Annotated in this window: 22 protein-coding genes; 11 read left to right on the plus strand and 11 right to left on the minus strand. The window is 65.7% G+C overall.

Annotation, left to right across the window (positions count from 1 at the left end; genetic code table 11):
- Window positions 1–16 precede the first annotated feature (16 nt).
- The 4 genes from uvrB to CO669_RS02400 all read right to left on the minus strand — a co-directional run bounded on the left by uvrB (window position 17) and on the right by CO669_RS02400 (window position 4639).
- Window positions 17–3013, minus strand: a complete 2997-nt coding sequence (gene uvrB / locus CO669_RS02385; RefSeq protein WP_097657579.1) for an excinuclease ABC subunit UvrB — start codon at window positions 3011–3013, stop codon at window positions 17–19.
- Between the two features lie 93 nt (window positions 3014–3106).
- A complete protein-coding gene (locus tag CO669_RS02390) occupies window positions 3107–3337 on the minus strand; it encodes a hypothetical protein (protein WP_097657580.1) in 231 nt (76 codons plus the stop codon).
- A gap of 58 nt (window positions 3338–3395) precedes the next feature.
- Window positions 3396–3620 carry a hypothetical protein gene (locus tag CO669_RS02395; RefSeq protein WP_097657581.1) on the minus strand — a complete coding sequence of 75 codons (225 nt, stop codon included), beginning with the start codon at window positions 3618–3620 and terminating at the stop codon, window positions 3396–3398.
- Between the two features lie 104 nt (window positions 3621–3724).
- Window positions 3725–4639, minus strand: coding sequence for a LysR substrate-binding domain-containing protein (locus CO669_RS02400; protein ID WP_097657951.1), 915 nt, complete (start codon window positions 4637–4639; stop codon window positions 3725–3727).
- 275 nt (window positions 4640–4914) lie between these two features.
- Between CO669_RS02400 and CO669_RS02405 the strand changes: the two genes are divergently transcribed.
- From CO669_RS02405 to CO669_RS02415, 3 genes are all read left to right on the plus strand, one after another.
- A complete protein-coding gene (locus tag CO669_RS02405; protein WP_097657953.1) occupies window positions 4915–5694 on the plus strand; it encodes a sulfite exporter TauE/SafE family protein in 780 nt (259 codons plus the stop codon).
- Window positions 5691–5918 (plus strand): hypothetical protein, encoded by a 228-nt coding sequence (locus CO669_RS02410; protein WP_097657582.1) that lies wholly within the window; start codon window positions 5691–5693, stop codon window positions 5916–5918. Before CO669_RS02405 ends, CO669_RS02410 begins: the two co-directional genes overlap by 4 nt.
- A 114-nt stretch (window positions 5919–6032) precedes the next feature.
- A complete protein-coding gene (locus CO669_RS02415; RefSeq protein WP_097657583.1) occupies window positions 6033–6731 on the plus strand; it encodes a glutathione S-transferase family protein in 699 nt (232 codons plus the stop codon).
- Between the two features lie 122 nt (window positions 6732–6853).
- Here CO669_RS02415 and CO669_RS02420 read toward each other — a convergent pair whose 3' ends face one another.
- The gene (locus CO669_RS02420) at window positions 6854–7054 is read right to left on the minus strand and encodes a cysteine-rich CWC family protein (protein WP_097657584.1); all 201 of its coding nucleotides are present in this window, start codon (window positions 7052–7054) and stop codon (window positions 6854–6856) included.
- Window positions 7055–7168: 114 nt separating this feature from the next.
- Here CO669_RS02420 and CO669_RS02425 point away from each other — a divergent pair, with 114 nt between their 5' ends.
- The 4 genes from CO669_RS02425 (at window position 7169) to hmuQ (ending at window position 10919) form a co-directional block, all read left to right on the plus strand.
- Window positions 7169–8716 (plus strand): DUF1800 domain-containing protein, encoded by a 1548-nt coding sequence (locus tag CO669_RS02425; RefSeq protein WP_198963803.1) that lies wholly within the window; start codon window positions 7169–7171, stop codon window positions 8714–8716.
- A gap of 2 nt (window positions 8717–8718) precedes the next feature.
- Window positions 8719–9936, plus strand: coding sequence for a DUF1501 domain-containing protein (locus CO669_RS02430; protein WP_502694450.1), 1218 nt, complete (start codon window positions 8719–8721; stop codon window positions 9934–9936).
- Window positions 9937–9999: 63 nt separating this feature from the next.
- Complete coding sequence (locus CO669_RS02435; protein ID WP_097657586.1) at window positions 10000–10359, plus strand: endonuclease domain-containing protein; 360 nt, start codon at window positions 10000–10002, stop codon at window positions 10357–10359.
- Between the two features lie 245 nt (window positions 10360–10604).
- A complete protein-coding gene (gene hmuQ, locus CO669_RS02440) occupies window positions 10605–10919 on the plus strand; it encodes a heme-degrading protein HmuQ (RefSeq protein ID WP_097657587.1) in 315 nt (104 codons plus the stop codon).
- Window positions 10920–10989: 70 nt separating this feature from the next.
- On the opposite strand, the gene CO669_RS02445 is transcribed toward hmuQ, so the two are convergent.
- From CO669_RS02445 to CO669_RS02465, 6 genes are all read right to left on the minus strand, one after another.
- Window positions 10990–11931, minus strand: coding sequence for an aldo/keto reductase (locus CO669_RS02445; RefSeq protein WP_097657588.1), 942 nt, complete (start codon window positions 11929–11931; stop codon window positions 10990–10992).
- 255 nt (window positions 11932–12186) lie between these two features.
- Entirely contained in the window at window positions 12187–12642 is a 456-nt protein-coding gene (locus tag CO669_RS02450) for a GNAT family N-acetyltransferase (protein WP_097657589.1), read from the minus strand.
- A gap of 72 nt (window positions 12643–12714) precedes the next feature.
- A complete protein-coding gene (locus tag CO669_RS02455; RefSeq protein ID WP_097657590.1) occupies window positions 12715–13524 on the minus strand; it encodes a PAS-domain containing protein in 810 nt (269 codons plus the stop codon).
- A 128-nt stretch (window positions 13525–13652) separates the two neighbouring features.
- Window positions 13653–13799, minus strand: coding sequence for a hypothetical protein (locus CO669_RS02460; protein WP_198963807.1), 147 nt, complete (start codon window positions 13797–13799; stop codon window positions 13653–13655).
- A gap of 84 nt (window positions 13800–13883) precedes the next feature.
- Window positions 13884–14060, minus strand: a complete 177-nt coding sequence (locus CO669_RS35840) for a hypothetical protein (RefSeq protein ID WP_174719015.1) — start codon at window positions 14058–14060, stop codon at window positions 13884–13886.
- Between the two features lie 158 nt (window positions 14061–14218).
- Window positions 14219–14869, minus strand: coding sequence for a glutathione S-transferase family protein (locus CO669_RS02465; RefSeq protein ID WP_097657591.1), 651 nt, complete (start codon window positions 14867–14869; stop codon window positions 14219–14221).
- 639 nt (window positions 14870–15508) lie between these two features.
- Here CO669_RS02465 and CO669_RS02480 point away from each other — a divergent pair.
- The 4 genes from CO669_RS02480 to CO669_RS02495 all read left to right on the plus strand — a co-directional run bounded on the left by CO669_RS02480 (window position 15509) and on the right by CO669_RS02495 (window position 20201).
- Window positions 15509–16711 carry a pyridoxal phosphate-dependent aminotransferase gene (locus CO669_RS02480; RefSeq protein ID WP_097657959.1) on the plus strand — a complete coding sequence of 401 codons (1203 nt, stop codon included), beginning with the start codon at window positions 15509–15511 and terminating at the stop codon, window positions 16709–16711.
- Between the two features lie 161 nt (window positions 16712–16872).
- Window positions 16873–17352, plus strand: coding sequence for a DUF992 domain-containing protein (locus CO669_RS02485; RefSeq protein WP_097657593.1), 480 nt, complete (start codon window positions 16873–16875; stop codon window positions 17350–17352).
- A gap of 208 nt (window positions 17353–17560) precedes the next feature.
- Window positions 17561–19609, plus strand: a complete 2049-nt coding sequence (locus CO669_RS02490) for an elongation factor G (RefSeq protein ID WP_097657594.1) — start codon at window positions 17561–17563, stop codon at window positions 19607–19609.
- Between the two features lie 319 nt (window positions 19610–19928).
- Complete coding sequence (locus CO669_RS02495; protein ID WP_097657595.1) at window positions 19929–20201, plus strand: helix-turn-helix domain-containing protein; 273 nt, start codon at window positions 19929–19931, stop codon at window positions 20199–20201.
- Window positions 20202–20250 lie beyond the last annotated feature (49 nt).

Raw genomic sequence — 20250 nt, forward strand, 5'->3', positions numbered from 1 at the left:
TATCTTAGGTGTCATTTTACCTCTTCTTCCACCCACCCCGCCGTCCCGGCTGCCCGCCCGTCGACTTCGGCGCCGGCCCGAATTCCGGCCCCGACTGGCGAGAGTCTGTCGGCTGGATGATCCGGCTGGTGCTGCCGAACGGCTTGGCCGGGAGCGCGCGGTTTTCGCGGAACGGCAATGACTCCGGGCCGTGCATCTCGTCGAGATGCGGCTTGTGCACCTTCGATCCGCCACTGCCGCCGCTGGCCTTCAGCGCGGAGCCGACGGTTTTCTTCTTCATGGCGCTGACGGGCAGGTTCGCGGCGTCGCCGTATTTCTTTGCGCCGGCATAGGCACCGGCCTTGCCTGCGACGGCGCGCTGCTTGGCGGTGGGATCGTCCACCACCGCGAGCTCGGTCGCACGCAGGCGCTTGACCTCGTCGCGCAGGCGGGCGGCCTCCTCGAAGTTCAGATCGGCGGCGGCCTCGCGCATCCGCGTTTCGAGATCGGCGAGCACGGCTTCGAAATTGTGGCCGATCGAGATGACGTCGTCGGTCATGTCGTGGCCGCCGACCTCCACCAGCACGTGGTCGCGCTCGTAGACGGAGTTGAGGATGTCGCCGATCTGCTTCTTCACGCTCTCCGGCGTGATGCCGTTGGCGGTGTTGTACTCGACCTGCTTTTCGCGGCGGCGGTTGGTTTCCGCGATGGCGCGCTCCATCGAGCCCGTCATCTGGTCGGCATAGAGGATCACCTTGCCGTCGACGTTGCGCGCGGCGCGGCCGATGGTCTGGATCAGCGAGGTCTCGCTGCGCAGAAAGCCTTCCTTGTCGGCGTCCAGAATCGCGACCAGTGCGCATTCGGGAATGTCGAGGCCTTCGCGCAACAGGTTGATGCCGACCAGCGCGTCGAACGCGCCGAGCCGCAAGTCGCGGATGATCTCGATGCGCTCGATGGTGTCGATATCAGAGTGCATGTAGCGGACGCGAATGCCCTGCTCGTGCAGATATTCGGTGAGATCCTCCGCCATGCGCTTGGTCAGCACGGTGATCAGCGAGCGATAGCCGGCCTGCGCGGTGGCGCGCACTTCGCCGACGAGGTCGTCCACCTGGGTGCGGGCCGGGCGGATGTCGACGGGCGGATCGATCAAGCCGGTCGGACGGATGACCTGCTCGACGAACACGCCGCCGCTCTCGTTGAGCTCCCAGCCGCTCGGCGTCGCCGACACCGCGACGGTCTGCGGCCGCATCATGTCCCACTCCTCGAAACGGAGCGGGCGGTTGTCCATGCAGGAGGGCAGGCGGAAGCCGTATTCGGCCAGCGTCGCCTTGCGGCGGAAGTCGCCTTTGAACATGGCGCCGATCTGCGGGATGGTGACGTGGCTCTCGTCGGCGAAGATCAGCGCGTTGTCCGGGACGTATTCGAACAGCGTCGGCGGCGGCTCGCCGGGGCGGCGACCGGTGAGGTAGCGCGAATAGTTCTCGATGCCGGCGCAGCTTCCGGTCGCCTCCATCATCTCGAGGTCGAAGGTGGTGCGCTGCTCCAGCCGCTGCGCCTCCAGCAGGCGGCCCTGGTTGTTGAGCTGGTCGAGCCGCACCTTCAATTCGGACTTGATCGACTTGATCGCCTGCACCAGCGTCGGACGCGGCGTCACATAGTGCGAGTTGGCGTACATCTTGATGAATTCGAGCTCGTCCTGCTTGTGGCCGGTGAGCGGATCGAACTCCTCGATGGTCTCGATGGTGTCGCCGAACAGGTTCACGCGCCAGGCGCGGTCCTCATAGTGTGCGGGGAAAATATCGATCACATCGCCGCGCACGCGAAAAGTGCCGCGGGTGAAATCGGCCTGGGTGCGCTTGTACTGGAGCGCGACGAGGTCGGCGATGAGCTGGCGCTGGTCGATGCGCTCGCCCTTCTTCAGCGCGAAGGTCATCGCGGTGTAGGTCTCGACCGAGCCGATACCGTAGATGCAGGACACCGACGCCACGATGATGACGTCGTCGCGTTCGAGCAGCGCGCGCGTCGCCGAGTGGCGCATGCGGTCGATCTGCTCGTTGATGGACGAGTCCTTTTCGATGTACGTGTCCGTGCGGGGGACATACGCTTCCGGCTGATAGTAGTCGTAATAGCTGACAAAATACTCGACCGCGTTGTCAGGGAAGAAGTTCTTGAACTCGCCATAGAGCTGGGCGGCCAGCGTCTTGTTCGGCGCCAGGATCAGCGCGGGGCGCTGCGTCTTCTCGATCACCTGCGCCATGGTGTAGGTCTTGCCCGAGCCGGTGACGCCGAGCAGCACCTGGGTGCGGTCGTTGCGCTGGATGCCTTCGACCAGCTCGGCGATCGCGGTCGGCTGGTCGCCCTTCGGCTCGTAGGACGATTTGATCTCGAAGCGCACGCCGCCCTCGGACTTCTCGGGGCGCGGCGGACGGTGCGGCGTCCAGATCTTGGTGGAGCCGTCGTCCTTGCGGAACTCCGGGCGGCCTTCGCGGATCAGCGACTCCAGCGCGTCGGCGGTCGCCTTGACGCCGAGCGCCTCCATCTTGGAACGCGGCGGACGCGCCAGCGCCTCGGCGTCGTCCTCCTCGGTGGGCAGGCCGAGCTGCCGCGCCAGTTCCGGATCGAGCGTCGGGATCGTGGCCGCTGTTCCGTAATTGGCCTGCGGCGCTTCTTCCAGCCCGCCAACCTCGATGGATTGCCGGGCCCCCGGCGGCTGCGGATTGGGCCGCAGCGGCATCGGTCGCGCACTGTCCTGCGGAAACTGCTTTTGAAGGTCTTTGGGCGTCGAGGCCCGCGCGCGATGCGCGGCGGCCTCGCCCCCGGCGCGGCGGTCGCGCGAATTGTCCGGCGGCGGCTGCAGCCCGGTCCCCGATCCAAGCCCGGCGTCGCCGCGGTTGATCGCGGGATTGAGCAACTCGGCCAGCGCCGGCCCAATCGGCTGCACGTCAGGCCGATGCGCCTTGGAATTTGGCGCCTTCGGGGCCTTGGTTTTAGGGGATTTGCCGGATGTTTCGGAGGATGCGGGTTTCTTCGCCATGAGGCGAATATGGGACGAGTCTGCCCCGCAATAAAGGGCGAATGGCCGCCGCCATGCAGCCTGCTGACAGCAGGTTGGCAGCAGGCACGTGCCTCACGCCGCCGGCGACGGACCCTCGCCGTCATCACTCGCCTGATAGGGCTTCAGGATGTCGAGATGGATCCCGCCGCAATCGGTGCAGCGCATGGTCCAGTATTCGCATCCGGCGCGGCCGCCGATGACGCGGAGCACCGTCAGGTCGCCGTCGCATTCCGGGCAGTTCGACAGCACGTTGCGGGTGTAGATCCTCGGCCGCGACGTGTCCTCGAATTCGATGACTGACATGACCGGTTGCCCCCTTCTTACGCTGCGCTGTCCCTGGTTCGCGGGCCGTCCTGCTGGCTTATTCGTCGTCGTTGTCGGCCCGCCGGCGGAAGCGGTCGATGTGGTGCTTGGCGTCGGCGATCGCGGCGTTCTGATCGGGCCAGGCGAAACCGACCTCCATGGCCGGAAACAGCACGCCGTCGATGGCGACGGGGCTGAGATCGGCGCGGCGGATTCGGGCGTGCCAGAGGCCTTTGCCGGCCTCGAAAGATTCGATGTCAAAGCCGTCGTAAAGGGTCGTCATTCTTGTCGGTCCCACGTTTCTTTTCGGAGGGTCAGGGGACCACGTTTGCGGATTTTGGGATGTGAAGCCGTTCACAAGTGGCCGGCTTTTTTGGCCTCCTGACGTCAGTTCCGTGCTGCAGTGCGGCCGATCCGCCGCGGCCTGGCCGCGGGTTCCGCCGCGGCGCGCATGATCCAGCGGCGGAACGCGGCGAAGTCGCGCTGCTCGGTCTGGAAGCTGCGATAGAGCAGATACCAGCGCATGCCCTTGGGCACCGAGAGGTCGAACGGGGCCACCAGCCGGCCGGCGGCGAGGTCGTCGTCGATATAGGGGCGGATGCCCATGGCGATGCCGAGCCCGTCGGCGGCGGCCTGAAGGGCCTGTCCGTAGAACTGGAACTCCGGCCCACGCGGATTGATGCGGGGGAGGTTCGCGGCCTTCAGCCAGATCGGCCAGTCCTCCGGCGAATGTTCGACGCGGATCAGGCTGGGGCCCTTGAGGTCCGCCGGGCGCTTCAGGCCGCTGGCGAGGCGGGGCACGCAGACCGGCGTGAGGTCGCCGGCGAACAGCGGCTCGGCGACGAGGCCGGGCCAATCGCCGGTGCCGAGCTTGATGCCGCAGCTCCAGTCCTCGCCGAACGGCACCGATGCGCCGCCGGTGGTGAAGCGCACCTCGATGTCGGGCTCCTCGCTGCGAAACTCCGACAGGCGCGGGATCAGCCAGCGCATCGCAAAGGTGTGGCCGACGCCGATGGTGAGCACGCGGACGCTCGCCGGCGCCGTCACCTGCGCGGTGAGGCTGGCCAGTGCATCGAAGATCGGGGTCAGCCCGCTTTGATAGGCCCGGCCGGCCTGTGTCAGCACCAGGCGATTGGCCTTGCGCTCGAACAGCGCGACGCCGAGCCGCTCTTCGAGCAGATGCACCATGCGGCTGACGGCGGCCGCCGACACGCTCAGCTCGAGCCCGGCCGCGGCAAAGCTGCCGGTCCGCGCCGCCGCCTCGAATGCCTTGATGCCGTTGAGAAACAGCAGCCGCCGCAAATGCAAGACCCCTGCGCAATACCCTCAGGAAAGCTGAGGCCAGGGCAAGATAACTCAGTTTGCGCGAGCGGGGCAAGCAAGGCACGTTCCCCTTCGCCTCTCCCCGCGGCGGGGAGAGGCCGACACGCGCAGCGTGGCGGTGAGGGAGAGTCTCCGCGAGTCCAACTGCTACCGTCTCCGCCGAGGCTCCCCCTTATCCCAACCCTCTCCCCGCAAGCGCGGCGAGGGGGAATGAGCAGTCTTCGTCCCTCACGTGCTTTCAGGAGATGCACTCCGTGACGCCCATCATGATCGCTGCCCTCGGATTGCTGATGGTCGCCACCGCCTTCCTGTCGGGGCTGTTCGGCATGGCGGGCGGGCTGATCCTGATCGGCGTGCTGCTTGCCCTGATGCCGCTGCCGACGGCGATGGTGCTGCACGCGATCACGCAGATGGCCTCGAACGGCTGGCGCGCGTTCTTGTGGCGGGCGCATATCCGCTGGCGGCCGGTCGCGAATTACATGGTCGGCGCTGCCGTCGCGCTGGCGGCCTGGTCGCTCACCCGCTACGTGCCGGACAAGCCGACGGCGCTGCTCTTGCTCGGCGTCACCCCGTTCATGGCGCGGCTCCTGCCCGCGAACATCAAGCCGGATCCCGATCGGCTCTGGCAGGGCACGGTCTACGGCACGATCTGCATGGGCCTGATGCTGATGACCGGCGTCTCCGGTCCGCTGCTCGACACCTTCTTCCTCGGCGGCGATTTCGGCCGCCGCGAGAAGGTGGCGACGAAAGCGATGTGCCAGCTCGTCAGCCATTTCACCAAGCTGATCTATTTCGGCGGCATCATCGACCAGGCCGCGAGCCTCGATCCCGTGCTCGCCGGCGTCGCGATCGCCGCCTCGATGCTCGGCACCACGCTGGCGCGGCGCATCCTGGAAGCGATGACCGACCAGCAATTCATCGCCTGGTCCAACAAGCTGATCACCACCATCGCCTGCTATTACATCGCCTATGGCGGCTGGCTGATGCTTCGTGCGCCGGTTCTGGCCGCCTCCGACAAGGGAGGTTTGCAATGAGCAACGCCGATCCGCTGGTGCTGGACTTCGTCGAATGGATCGCGCGCGAGCCGCGCGCCTATGCAGAGGTCATTGCGACCTGGAAGACCTCGTGCCCGCGCCTCACCATCTGGGAAGACGCCGCGGACCGCGGCTACGTCGCGCGCGAGACGATCGCAGGCCTCGGCCTGGTCATCGCGGTGACGGAAGGCGGCGAGAAATTGCTGCGCGCGAACGGGCGGTGACGCCTCACGTCGATCTCCACATCGTCATTGCGAGCGCGAGCGAAGCAATCCAGAATGTCTTTCGCGGCGGCAGACCGGATTGCTTCGCTGCGCTCGCAATGACGGAACACCACCATGTCACTCAAGCTCTACGAACTCGTCGGCACCGACCCCTCGCGCCCGTTCAGCCCGTATTGCTGGCGCACGCGGATGGCGCTGGCGCATAAAGGCCTTGCCGCGGAGTCGTTGCCCTGGCGCTTCACCGAGAAGAGCACGCTTGCGCCGCACGGCTCGGAGAAGGTCCCGGTGTTGTTGCATGACGATAAGCCGGTGGTCGATTCCTGGACGATCGCGAATTATCTGGAAGATACTTTCCCGGACCGTCCGTCGCTGTTCGGCGGCGAGGGCGGCCGGGCCATGGCGCGCATGATCAACGCCTTCGGCGACATCGCCATCGTCGGCGGCATCTTCCCACTCATCGTTGCCGACATCCCGAAGAATCTGGCCGAGATCGACGCGGCCTATTTCCGCCAATCGCGCGAGGCGCGTTTCGGCGGCAGGAGCCTCGAAGAGGTCATGGCGGGTCGCGATACCGGCGTGGTCGCCTTCCGCAAGTCGCTCGAGGTGATGCGCCAGACCTTGAAGAAGCAGCCTTATCTCGGCGGCGACGGGCCGAACTACGCCGACTACATCGTGTTCGGCGGTTTCCAGTGGGCGCGCGTGGTGAGCCCGTTCAAGCTGCTGGAAGCCGATGACCCCGTTTATGCCTGGCGCGAAAAACTGCTCGACGCGTTCGACGGCATGGCGCGGACCTCGCCGGGACACGCAGTCTAGTTTCGTAGGGTGGGCAAAGGCGCAAAGCGCCGTGCCCACCATCTCTCGCGATCGCCGAAAATGCGTGGGCACGCTTCCGCCGTCGCTCTTCGAGCTATGGCGAACAAGTCGCTTTGCCCACCCTACGATACTGCCGCCGCCTCCGCCGCCTTCCTCAGACACTCCCGGCACAAACAATCCTCGCCCTCGACCGGCATCGGCAGCTTCGCTGTCTCCTCCGCGCACCAGCAGGAGCCCGAGAGGTCGCAGCCGAACTCGGTGCCGCAGCGCGCGCAGGCGAGGCGGCGCGGTTCCGGCGGCGGCATTTCTTTCGGATTTGTCATGATTTGCGTCGAAGCTTCGCCGTGATTTTCATGTCGGGTTCATCGGTCGTTACAGTATATTATGCGTTGCGCACGTATCAGGAAAGCGGTTGGCAACGCGCGAAGGACAGATCGATGGCCCGCGATTCGCAAGCCGCGCTCGTTGCGCTCAACCGTTTTGGCTTCGGTGCCCGCGGCGGCGCATCCGGCGATCTCATCAACGCGGCCTCCGATCCGCGCGGCTTTGTGAAGGCGGAACTGGCCCGTCCCAATGGCGTGCTGCTGGAGGCGCCGGGCCTGCAATCGACGCCGCAACTCGGGCAGGCCGTGTTCGCCTATCAGGATCAGGTCAAGCAGGCGCGTGAAGCGGCGAAGGCGGCTGTGCCCCCTGAGGCACCCGCGCCGGCCGAACAGAAACCTGCCCTGCGCCGCAATCTCTCGCTGAACACGGCCGCAACGGAGATCGCCGGTCAGATGGCCGAGGCCAAGCCGGCCGACAGCGCGGTGAAGCCCGAGACCATGCAGCCGGGCCCGGCTGCGCCTGCCGCAAAGCCCGCGCCGCAGCCGCTCAACGTGATTCAAAAGACCTTCCGCGCCGAGGCGCTGGCACGCCTGCAGCGCGCGACGTTGGCGAGCTGCGGTTACACCGAGCGGCTCGTGGCGTTCTGGTCCAATCATTTCTGCATCTCCGCGAGCAAGGGTGAGCTGGCGCGGATCTGGGCCGGCGCGTTCGAGCGCGAGGCGATCAGGCCGCACGTGCTCGGCCGCTTCGCCGACATGCTGAAAGCGGTGGAGCAGCATCCCGCCATGCTGTTCTTCCTCGACAACCAGCAATCGCTCGGCCCGGACTCTCGCGCAGGGCAAAACCGCAAGCGCGGCCTCAACGAAAATCTCGCGCGCGAGATCATGGAGCTGCATACGCTCGGCGTCGGCGGCGGCTACACGCAGGACGACGTCACCTCGCTCGCGCGGATCATCACGGGCTGGACCTTCGCCGGAAGGCAGGGACAGCTCGGCCCACCCGGCTCGTTCGTGTTCAACACCAATGCGCACCAACCGGGACCGCAGATGCTGCTCGGCAAGACCTACGAGCCGGCGGGGCTCGCGCAGGGCGAGGCCGCGCTCGCCGACATCGCGCGGCATCCGTCCACTGCGAATTTCATCGCCACGAAATTCGTCCGGCACTTCGTTGCCGACGATCCGCCGCCGGCGCTGGTTGCGCGGTTGCGCGATGTCTTCGTCAAGACGGATGGCGACCTCAAGGCGCTTGCGACGGCCTTGGTCGATGCGGACGAAGCGTGGAAGGCGCCGCTGACCAAGATGCGCAGCCCTTATGATTTCCTCGTCGCGAGCGGCCGGCTGCTCGCCCGCGTGCCGGAGGATCCCGGCGCGTATCTCAACAATCTCAACATGCTGGGCCAGCCGCTGTGGTCGCCGGCGGGGCCGAACGGTTTCCCGGATACCAGCGCTGCCTGGGCCGCGCCCGAGGGGATCAAGCTCAGGCTCGATATCGCCGCGCAGATGGGCGCGCGGCTCGGCAACAACATCGATCCGCTCGACCTCTTGGAATTCGCGGCGGCCGACGCGGCCTCCATCGAAACGCGCCGAACCGTCGAGCGCGCGGAGTCGCGGCAGCAGGCGCTGGCGCTGCTCCTGATGTCGCCGGAAATGCAGAGGAGATGACCATGATCGACTGCGTCGAGAACCGGCTCCTCACCTCGCGCCGCGGCTTCCTGCTCGGCGGTGCCTCCTTCGCGGCCTGGGCTTACCTGCCGAAATTCGCGCGCGCCGCCGATGGGCGCGATCCCCGGTTGGTCGTGGTCATCCTGCGCGGTGCGCTGGACGGGCTTGCGACCGTCGCCCCGATCGGTGATCCCGACTATGCCGGCCTGCACGGCTCGATCGCGCTCGCCGCGGATGGCGTCCATCCCGCGATCATGCTCGATTCCTTTTTCGCGCTGCATCCCGCCATGCCCGAGTTTTCGCGCATGTACCGCGACAAGCACGCCGCGGTGATCCACGCGGTGGCAACGCCCTATCGCGACCGCTCGCATTTCGACGGCCAGGATGTGCTCGAAAGCGGCTATGCCGGCCCGGGCCGCGTGCAGTCCGGCTGGCTCAACCGCGCGCTGGAGGCGCTGCCGCGCGGCGAACGCGTGTCGAGCGGTCTTGCGGTCGGGCCCACCACCCCGCTGGTGCTGCGCGGCAACGCGCCGACCGTCGGCTGGGCGCCGGTCGCGTTGCCGCAGGCGGATGACGACACTGCGATGCGCCTCGTCGATCTCTATCGTCATCGCGATCCCGCGCTGGCCTCGGCGTTGTCGCAAGGCCTCCGGTTAGAGAAGGCCGCGAGCGGCGACGACATGAAGCCGAAGCCCGGCAATCAGGTCGCGCAGATGCGCCAGGTCGCGCGCGGCGCCGCCAAGCTGATGGCGGCGGACGACGGCCCGCGCATCGCCGCGCTCGCTTTCGACGGTTGGGACACGCATGCCAATGAAGGCGGCCCGGTCGGGCGTCTCGCTTTCCTGCTCGGCGGGCTCGATGGCGCGCTCGCCGAATTCGAAACCGGTTTGGGCGATCGCTGGCGCGACACCGTCATCGTCGTCGCCACCGAATTCGGGCGCACCGCGCGCATCAACGGCACCGACGGCACCGATCATGGTACGGGCACGATCGCGCTGCTCGCCGGCGGCGCGGTGAAGGGTGGTCGCGTCATCGCCGACTGGCCCGGCCTGAAGCCCGCCAACCTCTATGAGGCCCGCGACCTCAAGCCGACCACCGATCTCCGCGCCGTGATCAAGGGCGTGCTGCAGGGCCAATTCGGCCTGTCCGATCGCGTGCTGGCGGAAACGGTATTCCCGGACAGTGCAGCGGCACGGCCGATGCAGGGACTGGTAGCTTAACCTCTCCCCGCTCTTTGCGGGGAGAGGTCGGATGGCGCAGCCATCCGGGTGAGGGGCAGGGCAATGCGTGGCAACAACGAAAAACCCATCCGACTCGCGCGACGCTTGCGTGCCGATCAAACGGATGCAGAGACACTCCTGTGGAATCGTATCCGCAATCGGCGGATCGATGGCCACAAGTTCGTCAGGCAGGAGCCGATTATCGGTTACATCTGCGACTTCGTCTGCCGTGAGAAGCGGCTCATCGTCGAAGTTGACGGCGGTCAGCACAATGAATCCGCAACAGATGCTGTTCGTGATAAGCGGCTAGCAGAGAAGGAGTACAAGGTACTGCGTTTCTGGAACAATGACATCCTTGGAAATATCGAAGGTGTTCTCACCGCCATTCAGACCGAGCTCGCGGAAGCAGCAGACGTACCTTAACCTCTCCCCGCTCTTTGCGGGGAGAGGTCGGATGGCGCAGCCATCCGGGTGAGGGGCAGGGCACACTATTGCCCAAATGGTAGTGCGCCCGACTCGCACAACGACAGTGCGCGGACCGCAACCTTCGCCTACAATTGAGACCGAACTCGTGGAGACAGCCCCTCACCCCACCCTCTCCCCGTTAGAACGGGGCGAGGGAGTGAAGGAGCGGCGCCTCCCTCACTGCCCATTTACAGGAGACCCCCATGTACATCGCCATGAACCGCTTCCGTGTCGTCAAGGGCTCTGAGGCCGCCTTCGAGCAGGTCTGGCTCGGCCGCGACACGCATCTGGACAAGGTGCCGGGCTTCGTCGAATTCCATCTGCTGCGCGGACCGGAAGCCGAGGATCACACGCTCTATGCCTCGCACACGGTGTGGGCGAACCACGCCGCGTTCGAGGCATGGACCAAGTCGGAGGCGTTTCGCGCGGCGCATGCGCGGGCCGGCGACACCAAGCCGGCTTATCTCGGCCATCCACAGTTCGAAGGCTTCGAGGTGATACAGACCGTGGCGAAGTAGCGCCGCGCCGGCTTGTTTGTTTGAGCATGATCTTTCCGGAAAACCGCTGCACACTTTTCCGGATCATGCTCTAGCCCAGCGTAATCCTGTCGATCTCCGCCATCTCCTCGGCGCTGAGCTTCCAGGCGATCGCCTTCACGTTCTGCTCGATCTGCTCGACGCGGGTGGCGCCAGCGATGACGCTCGACACTTGCGGGCGGGCGGCGAGCCAGGAGAAGGCGAGCTCGAGCATGCTGTGGCCGCGCGCCTTTGCAAAGGCCTGGAGCTTCTCGACGATGTCTTCGTTGCGCGGCGTGACGTAGCGGTCGCGCAGCCGTTCCACCTTGCCGAAGCGGGTGTCGCCGGGCGCGGCCTCGCCCTTCCGGTACTTGCCGGTGAGGAGTCCGCTCGCGAGCGGGAAGAACGGCAGCAGGCCAAGCTTGTATTCCCGCGCCGCCGGCAGCAAATCCTTTTCGATGTCGCGCACGACGAGCGAGTATTCGTCCTGGCACGACACGAAGCGGGCGACGTTCATCGCGCGCGCGACGTACTCGGCTTCGGCGACGCGCCAGGCCGGAAAGTTGGAATTGCCGATGTAGCGGACCTTGCCCTGGCGGACGAGATCGTCGAGCGCGCGCAGGCTCTCCTCGATCGGCGTCAGCGGGTCGTAATCGTGCTGCTGGTAGAGATCGATATAATCGGTCTTGAGCCGCTTCAGGCTCGCTTCCACGGCCGCCATGATGTAGCGGCGCGAGGCGCCCTGCTTGGTACCGTCCTCGGCCATGGGCTTGGAATATTTCGTTGCCAGCACGATGTCCTTGCGGCGATCGCCGAGGACTGCGCCGAGCACGTTCTCCGAGCCGCCCATGTCGGCATAGATGTCGGCGGTGTCGAACAGCGTGATGCCGAGGTCGAGGGCGCGATGGATCACCTTGCGCGAGGTCTCCAGATCCGTGCGCTGGCCGAAATTGTTGCAGCCGAGCCCGACCGCAGACACGCGAAGGCCGGAGGCGCCGAGATTGCGAATTTCCATGGAGAGATTCTGTCGGATGAGCGGCGGGCATTGTAACCACCACGCTCGCTAGCTGCAAGCCGCTCGCCGCGCTGCTGCCATGCCGGCAGCGCGGACAAAAAAATGCGGCCCCTGTCAGACGCGGCGACTGACGGGGACCGCTTGGGGCGCTTGATCGGTGACGGGGGGCCAGACCAGACGCAAGCGGGAGCCTAGCCCCGCTATGTTACGCGCGGGTGACAGGTGCCGCTTATCCACAGGGTCCGCCTGCAAGGATCAGAAGATCTTGCGATAGACAATGAAGCCGGAACGCTCCGCGACCTTGTCGTAGAGGCGCTGGGCCGTGAGGTTGGTCTCGTGCGTCTGCCAGTAGACCCGCGGCGATCCCGCCAGTTTCGCCCGCTCATACACCCCATGGATCAGCGCCGAGCCGACGCCCTTGCCGCGGGCGCTCTCGGACGTGAACAGGTCCTGCAGATAGCAGGACGGCTCGATCGCGGTCGTGCTGCGATGAAACAGATAGTTCGTCATGCCGAGCAGCTTGCCGTCGCTCTCGGCGACCAGCCCATGCACCGGCTCGTAGCCGTCGAAGAAGCGCTGCCATGTCACCTTCGTGATCTCGGGTGCAAGCGCGGTCGGGCCGGAGCGGCCGTAGAAGGCGTTGTAGCCGTCCCACAGCGGCAGCCATTGATCGTAGTCCTGCCTGGTGACGGAGCGAATGGTGAGCGACATCTGGAATTCCCGCGATCGATGAAGCGTCCTTCATACGTGATGAGGGCCGCGCCGATCAATCGCGCCGTCGCATCACTCCGCGACGCGAAGATACCGGATCAGCTTGCGGCCTGTGGGATCGCGCAGCGAGCGGTAGTAGTCGGCGCGGGCCGGGGCGTCGGTGTGGCGCACGAGGTCGGTCACCGGCGTGTAGCTCAGCATGCGCCCGCCGTCGGGCAGTGCCGTGCAGACGAAACGCAGCACCTCGCCGGTGCGCAAGGCGATGGTGATCGGCGTGGCATCGCCGGTCCGCACCATCTCCATGCGCTGGGCGATGAAGATGCCGAGCTCGTCCTCGGGCAGCTCGAACGCGCCGGTGTCGCGGCAGTGATACATCAGCGCGATGAAGGGCGGCTTGCCGTCGGCGATTTCGTCCGGCACCGCGAAGTAATCGCGGAACGCGCGGTTGATGAATTCGGCGCGTGTCTCGGCGTCGAGCAGCACGATGCCGATGTCGACCTGGTCGAGCGCCGCCGAGAGCCGCGCGGCGAGGGTGTGGCTGCGGCGCTCGGCCGCGAACGTGCCGAGCAACCGTTCGCGCATCAGGCCTGTGATGCCCGCGGTGAGCGCCGCAGTCACGGCCAGGAGGCCGAGCCGGATCAGATCCGCTGCGGCATAGGACACGCCGTGCCGGTTAAGGGACAGCAGCGCAGCGCCGGTCACGGCGGCAGCCGCGGTGATCATGGCCGAGCCGACACCCGACAGCGTGCCGGCGAGCGCCACGATGCAGATGAACAGCGGGGCAGGCGAGGGAAGGGCAATCACGCGTTCGAGCAGCATCGCCAGCAGCAGGGCCGCTGCCGTCAGCGCCGGACCGGAGATCGCACGCCATCCGAACCGCATGGGCCAGCCTCGCTCCTCCCGAACGAGATAAGGCCGCAACACTGGCCGATCGTTGCGCAACTCCAATGCGTTTTCGCGCGCCGTGCTTAAGGCGCACTTGCGCACAAGCGTAAGGCTTTCGGATGATTTTAGCCCAGGTGCGCGTGCTTGAAGGACTGTTGCAGCGCAGGCGCATTCAGCGTCGACGTTCCCGGGCCCTTGCGGGTGCCGACGAGGATCAACAGTGACGCCGCGACCAGGATGGCCGCAGTCAGTGTGATTGCAACGACTACCACAGGTGATTTCATCGACATCCTGTCGCGATCCGGCGGGCACGGGTCATGCGGCGCCTTGAAGGTCGGACCAGGATGAAACGGGAATCAGGCCGGCAGACCCATCGCCATGGTGGCCTTGGTCGACAACACCGTCAGGGTGACGATCAGGCAGAGCGAGAGCGCGGCGATCGCCAGTGAGGCCGCGACGGCGTTGGTGAGCCGGGAAGACGCGACGGTAGCGGGATGGCCCTGAAAGCCTGCCGTGCCGGACGCCCGTATCATGGTCTAAATCCCTCAACGCGCGAGCGAATCACCCGCGACTTTCCACAATTTCCCAGCTTCAACCGGCAACATTGCGGCGGCTATCGCGTTGAAGATGGCCGGATTGCGGCAAATATTACCGTTATGCCCGCTATTCGCCCGAGCGGCGGGGTATGCCGTCAGGCGCCGGCGGCAATGCTGGCGGGGTCGTGGATGTCGGCCGGCCGCCAATCCATCGGCACGAAACCGGGCGCGGCTTCGACCCGCTTCAGCCAGTCGCGGATCGCCGGGAAGGTCTGCAGGTCGAAGTCGCAGCGGTCCGCCAGATGGGTGTAGCCGTACAGCGCGATGTCGGCGACCGTGAGCTGGCGCGCGGCGAAATAGGAATTGGTCTTGAGGTGGTTTTCCATCACCTGCAACGCGCCATAGCCGCGCTCCATCCAATCCTCCAGCGAATGGGTCTGCAGGTCGCGGCCGCCCTTGACCAGCGACAGCCAGAAATAGGCGGCGCCGATATTCGGCTCGAGCGCGTGCTGCTCGAAGAACATCCACTGCAGCGCCTCGGCGCGGTCGATGCGGTTCTCCGGCGCAAGCGGCGTGCCGACGGCGACGTACCAGAGGATGGCGTTGGACTCGGCGAGATAACGGTCCTCGCCGACCTCGAGCAGCGGCACCTGTCCCGAAGGGTTCTTGGTCAGAAAATCCGGCGTGCGGCTCTCGCCGCGCAGAATGTCCACCTCCACCGCTTCGTAGGGCACGTTGAGCAGCGCCAGCGCAAGGCGAACCTTGTAGCTGTTGCCCGAGCGTTGCATCGAATAGAGCTTGTACATTCTGAGAGTTCGAATCCGAGGACAGGAGGATGCGACGCCCGGTTGCCCCCGCGACGCCGCTCAAGAATGATGCCGATGCGAATCCGCCGCAAGGGCTGACCAATAGAAAAACTCGAAAACCCTACCGCACTGCAACGCGGCGGAAGATCATTTCCGCGCGACGATGCAAATCAGTTCACGCTTGCGTCAACGCGTGGAAGCGGTGCGCCGCGTGTGGTGAAGCGCAAACGTTTCCGCCATGGTCATGGGCGGGGGCATAAGCCGCCCGAAGGACGGCGTCGATTCCGCGCGCCTACGACCCGGCCATCCACGTCTTGACCATGCGGCGTGAAGAACGTGGATGGGCGGGGCAAGCTGGACGAGCCCGGGCATGACGACCCTCTGCTCGATCGCGAACGTCGCGAAATTGCTCCGAGGACACGCCTTGTCGGATATGAGCAATTCCGGAGGCAAAGTTGCGGAAAATTGCCGGAAATCGCGGCTTGAACCGCTCCAAATCGTAAACTTTCGCGAGATCGGGCCGAAGTTTCTTGCGGCGCAGCGGCACACGTTTTAGGGTGTCCCCATTCCCACAATCAGAGTCGTGACGACCCATGGGTTCACGATGCCTGGGTTCACGACACTTGTCAGGAGATGACGATGGCCTTCCTTGCTGCTGCGCTCGACCGTGTGAAGCCGTCCGCGACCATCGCGGTCACGGATAAAGCACGCGCGCTGAAAGCGGCGGGCCGCAACGTCATCGGCCTCGGCGCCGGCGAGCCCGACTTCGACACGCCCGCGAACATCAAGCTGGCGGCGATCCGCGCCATCGAGGCCGGCAAGACCAAGTACACCGCCGTCGACGGCATTCCCGAGCTGAAGGACGCGATCATCGCCAAGTTTCAGCGCGAGAACGGCGTCACCTACAAGCCGAACCAGATCATCGTCGGCACCGGCGGCAAGCAGGTGCTCTACAACGCGCTGATGGCGACCATCAATCCGGGCGACGAGGTGATCATTCCCGCGCCGTACTGGGTCAGCTATCCCGAAATGGTCGCGCTCGCCGGCGGCGAGCCGGTGCCGGTGGTCTGCACCGCCGCGACCGGCTTCAAGCTCCAGGCCGAGGCGCTCGAGCGCGCCATCACGCCGAAGACCAAATGGGTGATCCTGTGCTCGCCCTCGAACCCGACCGGTGCTGCCTATACGAGGTCCGAGTTGAAGGCGCTCACCGACGTGCTGGTCAAGCATCCGCATGTGTGGGTGATGACCGACGACATGTACGAGCACCTCGTCTATGACGACTTCCAGTTCACCACGGTCGCGCAGGTCGAGCCGAAGCTCTACGACCGCACGCTCACCGTGAACGGCGTGTCAAAGGCCTATTGCATGACCGGCTGGCGCATCGGCTATGCCGGCGGCCCCGCGCAGCTGATCAAGGCCATGTCGACGATCCAGTCGCAGTCGACCTCGAACCCGTCCTCGATCGCACAATGGGCGGCGGTGGAAGCGCTGAACGGTCCGCAGGATTTCATCCCCGCCAACAACAAGGTGTTCAAGGAGCGCCGCGACCTCGTCGTCTCCATGCTTAACCAGGCCAAGGGCATCGAATGCCCGCGTCCCGAGGGCGCCTTCTACGTCTATCCGTCGTGCGCCGGAACGATTGGCAAGACCGCGCCGTCGGGCAAGGTGATCGGCAATGACGAGGACTTCGTCACCGAGCTGCTGGAGACCGAAGGCGTCGCCGTGGTGCAGGGTTCGGCCTTCGGCCTTGGACCCGCGTTCCGCATCTCCTACGCGACCAAGACTTCCGATCTCGAAGACGCCTGCAAGCGCATCCAGCGCTTCTGCGGCAATCTGCGGTAGGCGCGCAGCAACGATGTGACGTGAAAGGGCCCGCGAAACGCGGGCCCTTTTTCTTTCGCGTCTGCGCGATCTGGCGCGACCGGAGCGGTTGTGGCATAGACCATCGCGCAGCTTGCAGTGCGCGCTCTCTGCTCGCATCACATCATTGCCGGAGATAATTCATGCGTCGTTCGTTCATCTTCGCCGGGCTCGCCGTCGCCAGCCTCGTTGCCTCCAGCGTCAGCGGCAGTGCGCAGCAGCGGATGGCGCGGGTCGGCGTGCTCGAATGCCGCGGCGGCGCCAGCGTCGGCTTCATCGTGGGATCGGTGACCCATCTCGGCTGCGTGCTGCGCGCCGACGGCCTGCCCGACGACCGCTACGTCGCGACGATCCGCAAAGTCGGCCTCGACATCGGCATCACCCAGGAGACGGCGCTGGCGTGGGGCGTGTTCGCGCCGGTCGATCGGCTCGGCCCGGGTGACCTCTCCGGCAATTATGCCGGTGCGCAGGGCAGCGCCTCGGTCGGTATCGGCTTGGGCGGCAATGTGCTGGTCGGCGGCTCCAACAATTCGATCGCGCTCCAGCCGCTCAGCGTGCAGGGGCAGGTCGGCCTCAACGTCGCCGCCGGCCTCGAAAGCCTGGAACTCCGTCCGGGCCGTTGAGTGCCAGGGCGTGCTTTCACCTCGCCCCGCTGGGGAGAGGTGAAACACGGCCGACGGACCGATCTGATCTCATCACGCATTATAAAACTTGATCGAAGTGACGACGCACCGCAGCGACGTTTGATGCTTGCCAAATCTCGGGGACGGGCAGACCATCCGCGTTTGCCGACCCAATCATGGGCCGAGCTCCACACCAAGGAGGCGGCGAATGGGACAAGACGTCAGAAGTCCCCGAGGTCCACGGTGCATCGCGCTGGTGGGCCCTTTCCAAAGCGGTAAAACCACACTTCTCGAAGCAATATTGGCACGAACGGGCGCAATCCCGCGTGCCGGCAGCGTCGATGCCGGAACTTCCGTCGGCGACGCCACCCCCGAGGCCCGTCATCACAAGATGACCGTCGGGCTGACGGCCGCCACCACGAGTTTCATGGGCGACAGCTACACCTTCCTCGATTGTCCCGGTTCCGTCGAATTCGCCCACGACATGCGCGCCGCGCTGCCCGCAGTCGATGCGGCGATCGTGGTCTGCGAGGCCGACGAGAAGAAGCTGCCGCAGTTGCAGATCATCCTGCGCGAGTTGGAGGAGCTGAAGATCCCGCGCTTCCTGTTTCTCAACAAGATCGACCGCGCGAGCCAGCGCATCCGCGAGACGCTCGCGATGCTCCAGCCCGCCTCCCGCGTGCCGCTGGTCCTGCGCCAGATCCCGATCTGGAAGGACGAGCTGATCGAGGGCTTCGTCGATCTCGCGCTGGAACGCGCCTTCATCTATCGCGAGCACAAGGCCTCCGAGGTGGTCGCGCTCGAAGGCGGCGATCTCGATCGCGAGAAGGAAGCCCGTTTCTCGATGCTGGAGAAGCTCGCCGATCACGACGATGCGCTGATGGAGCAATTGCTCGAGGACATTCAGCCGCCGCGCGATGCCGTGTTCGACGACCTCGCCCGCGAATTGCGCGAAGGGCTGATCTGCCCCGTTCTTCTCGGGGCGGCCGCGCGCGAAAACGGCGTGCTGCGTCTGATGAAGGCGCTGCGCCACGAGGCGCCGGGCATTGCCGAGACCGCAAAACGGCTCGGCGTGCCCGAGAGCAAGGACGCGCTCGGCTTCGTGTTCAAGACGCTGCATTCGCAGCATGGCGGAAAGCTGTCGCTGACGCGTCTGCTCGCCGGCCATCTCGATGACGGTGCGACGTTGCAATCCGCCTCCGGCGGGGCAGGGCGTATCTCCGGCATCCTCGCCGTCAACGGGGCCTACGACACCAAGCGTGCCTCGGCCGAAGCCGGTGACACGGTGGCGCTCGCCAAGCTCGACGCCATCAAGACCGGTGACACGGTCTCGAACGGCAAGACCCCACCGGCCGCGCTCGCGGCGGCAGAACCCATGCCCCCGGTGCTCGCGATTTCCGTTGCGGCGACTGATCGCAAGGATGACGTGAAGCTCGGCCAGGCACTGACGCGGCTGCACGAGGAGGATCCCTCGCTCGTCATCGTGATGAACGCCCAGACCCACGACACCGTGCTGTGGGGGCAGGGCGAGATGCACTTGCGCGTCGCGAGCGAGCGGCTCCGCGACCGCTTCGGCGTCAAGATCACCTCGCATCCTCCCGCGATCGGCTACCAGGAGACCGTCCGCAAGCCGATCGTTCAGCGTGGCCGCCACAAGAAGCAGTCGGGTGGGCATGGCCAGTTCGGCGACGTCGTGCTCGACATCAAGCCGCTGCCGCGCGGCGAGGGGTTCAAGTTCGCGGAGAAAGTCGTCGGTGGTGCTGTGCCGCGCAACTACATCGGAGCGGTGGAGGAAGGCGTCGTCGACGGGCTGGCGCGCGGTCCGCTGGGCTTCCCCGTCACCGATGTGCAGGTCACGCTGACCGACGGCTCCTATCACAGCGTCGATAGCTCCGATCTCGCCTTCCGTACCGCGGCGCGGATCGGGCTCAACGAAGGCCTGCCGCAATGCCAGCCGGTGCTGCTGGAGCCGATCCACGTGGTCGAGATCGTCTGCCCGACCGACGCGACCGCCAAGATCAACGCGATCCTGTCGGCGCGGCGTGGCCAGATCCTCGGCTTCGACACCCGCGAGGGCTGGAACGGCTGGGATTGCGTCCGCGCCATGATGCCGGAGGCCGAAATCGGCGAATTGATCGTCGAGCTGCGCTCGGCCACCGCCGGCGCCGGTAGCTTCACCCGAACGTTCGACCACATGGCCGAAGTCACGGGACGTGCCGCCGACCAGATCATCGCCGCACATCAGCACGCGGCGTGATCTGCTTCGCGCGGTAAGCGACTCACAAACCCTCTCTCACCCTCTCCCCGCTCTTTGCGGGGGGAGGCAGTGGGAGAAGGCTGTCGCGTCGCGCGCGGCGCTCCGTTTAGGCCGAACTCTCTCCACCCGTCATTGCGAGCGCAGCGAAGCAATCCAGACTGTCTCTGCGGGGACAGCCTGGATTGCTTCGTCGCAAGAGCTCCTCGCAATGACGGAGGAGAAGGAGGGGCAGCTCCTTGCATTTGCCGCGCAGTGATGTATTTTACATCATTGTATATGTTCCAGATATCACTTATAAGTGCTGGTAAGTGAGGCTAAGGTGATCACGTCATTCCAGATGCGGGCGGCCCGCGCGCTGCTCGGCATTGACCAGAAAACCCTGGCCGAGCTCGCCGGCGTGTCATTGCCGACCATCCAGCGGATGGAGGCCTCGACCGGTAACGTGCGTGGTGTGGTCGAGACCCTGATCAAGGTGGTCGAGGCCTTCGACCGGGCCGGCGTCGAGCTGATCGGCGAGCAGGTCCGCAGCGACAGCGGCGGGCGTGGCGTTCGCTTGAAGGAGCCCGGGTCGCCACGCCGCGTCGGAGCATGATCGGACGTTGATCTTGCTCGGGATCAAGATGGGCTAGCGCATCGTCGCA

The sequence above is a fragment of the Bradyrhizobium sp. Y36 genome (assembly GCF_002531575.1).
GTDB lineage: Bacteria > Pseudomonadota > Alphaproteobacteria > Rhizobiales > Xanthobacteraceae > Bradyrhizobium.

Bases quoted from the DNA above. Each gene is read 5' to 3' on its own strand.
- uvrB (WP_097657579.1), bottom strand. From the start codon at position 3,013: ATGGCGAAGAAACCCGCATCCTCCGAAACATCCGGCAAATCCCCTAAA.
- CO669_RS02390 (WP_097657580.1), bottom strand. From the start codon at position 3,337: ATGTCAGTCATCGAATTCGAGGACACGTCGCGGCCGAGGATCTACACC.
- CO669_RS02395 (WP_097657581.1), bottom strand. From the start codon at position 3,620: ATGACGACCCTTTACGACGGCTTTGACATCGAATCTTTCGAGGCCGGC.
- CO669_RS02410 (WP_097657582.1), top strand. From the start codon at position 5,691: ATGAGCAACGCCGATCCGCTGGTGCTGGACTTCGTCGAATGGATCGCG.
- CO669_RS02415 (WP_097657583.1), top strand. From the start codon at position 6,033: ATGTCACTCAAGCTCTACGAACTCGTCGGCACCGACCCCTCGCGCCCG.
- CO669_RS02420 (WP_097657584.1), bottom strand. From the start codon at position 7,054: ATGACAAATCCGAAAGAAATGCCGCCGCCGGAACCGCGCCGCCTCGCC.
- CO669_RS02425 (WP_198963803.1), top strand. From the start codon at position 7,169: ATGGCCCGCGATTCGCAAGCCGCGCTCGTTGCGCTCAACCGTTTTGGC.
- CO669_RS02430 (WP_502694450.1), top strand. From the start codon at position 8,719: ATGATCGACTGCGTCGAGAACCGGCTCCTCACCTCGCGCCGCGGCTTC.
- CO669_RS02435 (WP_097657586.1), top strand. From the start codon at position 10,000: ATGCGTGGCAACAACGAAAAACCCATCCGACTCGCGCGACGCTTGCGT.
- hmuQ (WP_097657587.1), top strand. From the start codon at position 10,605: ATGTACATCGCCATGAACCGCTTCCGTGTCGTCAAGGGCTCTGAGGCC.
- CO669_RS02445 (WP_097657588.1), bottom strand. From the start codon at position 11,931: ATGGAAATTCGCAATCTCGGCGCCTCCGGCCTTCGCGTGTCTGCGGTC.
- CO669_RS02450 (WP_097657589.1), bottom strand. From the start codon at position 12,642: ATGTCGCTCACCATTCGCTCCGTCACCAGGCAGGACTACGATCAATGG.
- CO669_RS02455 (WP_097657590.1), bottom strand. From the start codon at position 13,524: ATGCGGTTCGGATGGCGTGCGATCTCCGGTCCGGCGCTGACGGCAGCG.
- CO669_RS35840 (WP_174719015.1), bottom strand. From the start codon at position 14,060: ATGATACGGGCGTCCGGCACGGCAGGCTTTCAGGGCCATCCCGCTACC.
- CO669_RS02465 (WP_097657591.1), bottom strand. From the start codon at position 14,869: ATGTACAAGCTCTATTCGATGCAACGCTCGGGCAACAGCTACAAGGTT.
- CO669_RS02480 (WP_097657959.1), top strand. From the start codon at position 15,509: ATGGCCTTCCTTGCTGCTGCGCTCGACCGTGTGAAGCCGTCCGCGACC.
- CO669_RS02485 (WP_097657593.1), top strand. From the start codon at position 16,873: ATGCGTCGTTCGTTCATCTTCGCCGGGCTCGCCGTCGCCAGCCTCGTT.
- CO669_RS02490 (WP_097657594.1), top strand. From the start codon at position 17,561: ATGGGACAAGACGTCAGAAGTCCCCGAGGTCCACGGTGCATCGCGCTG.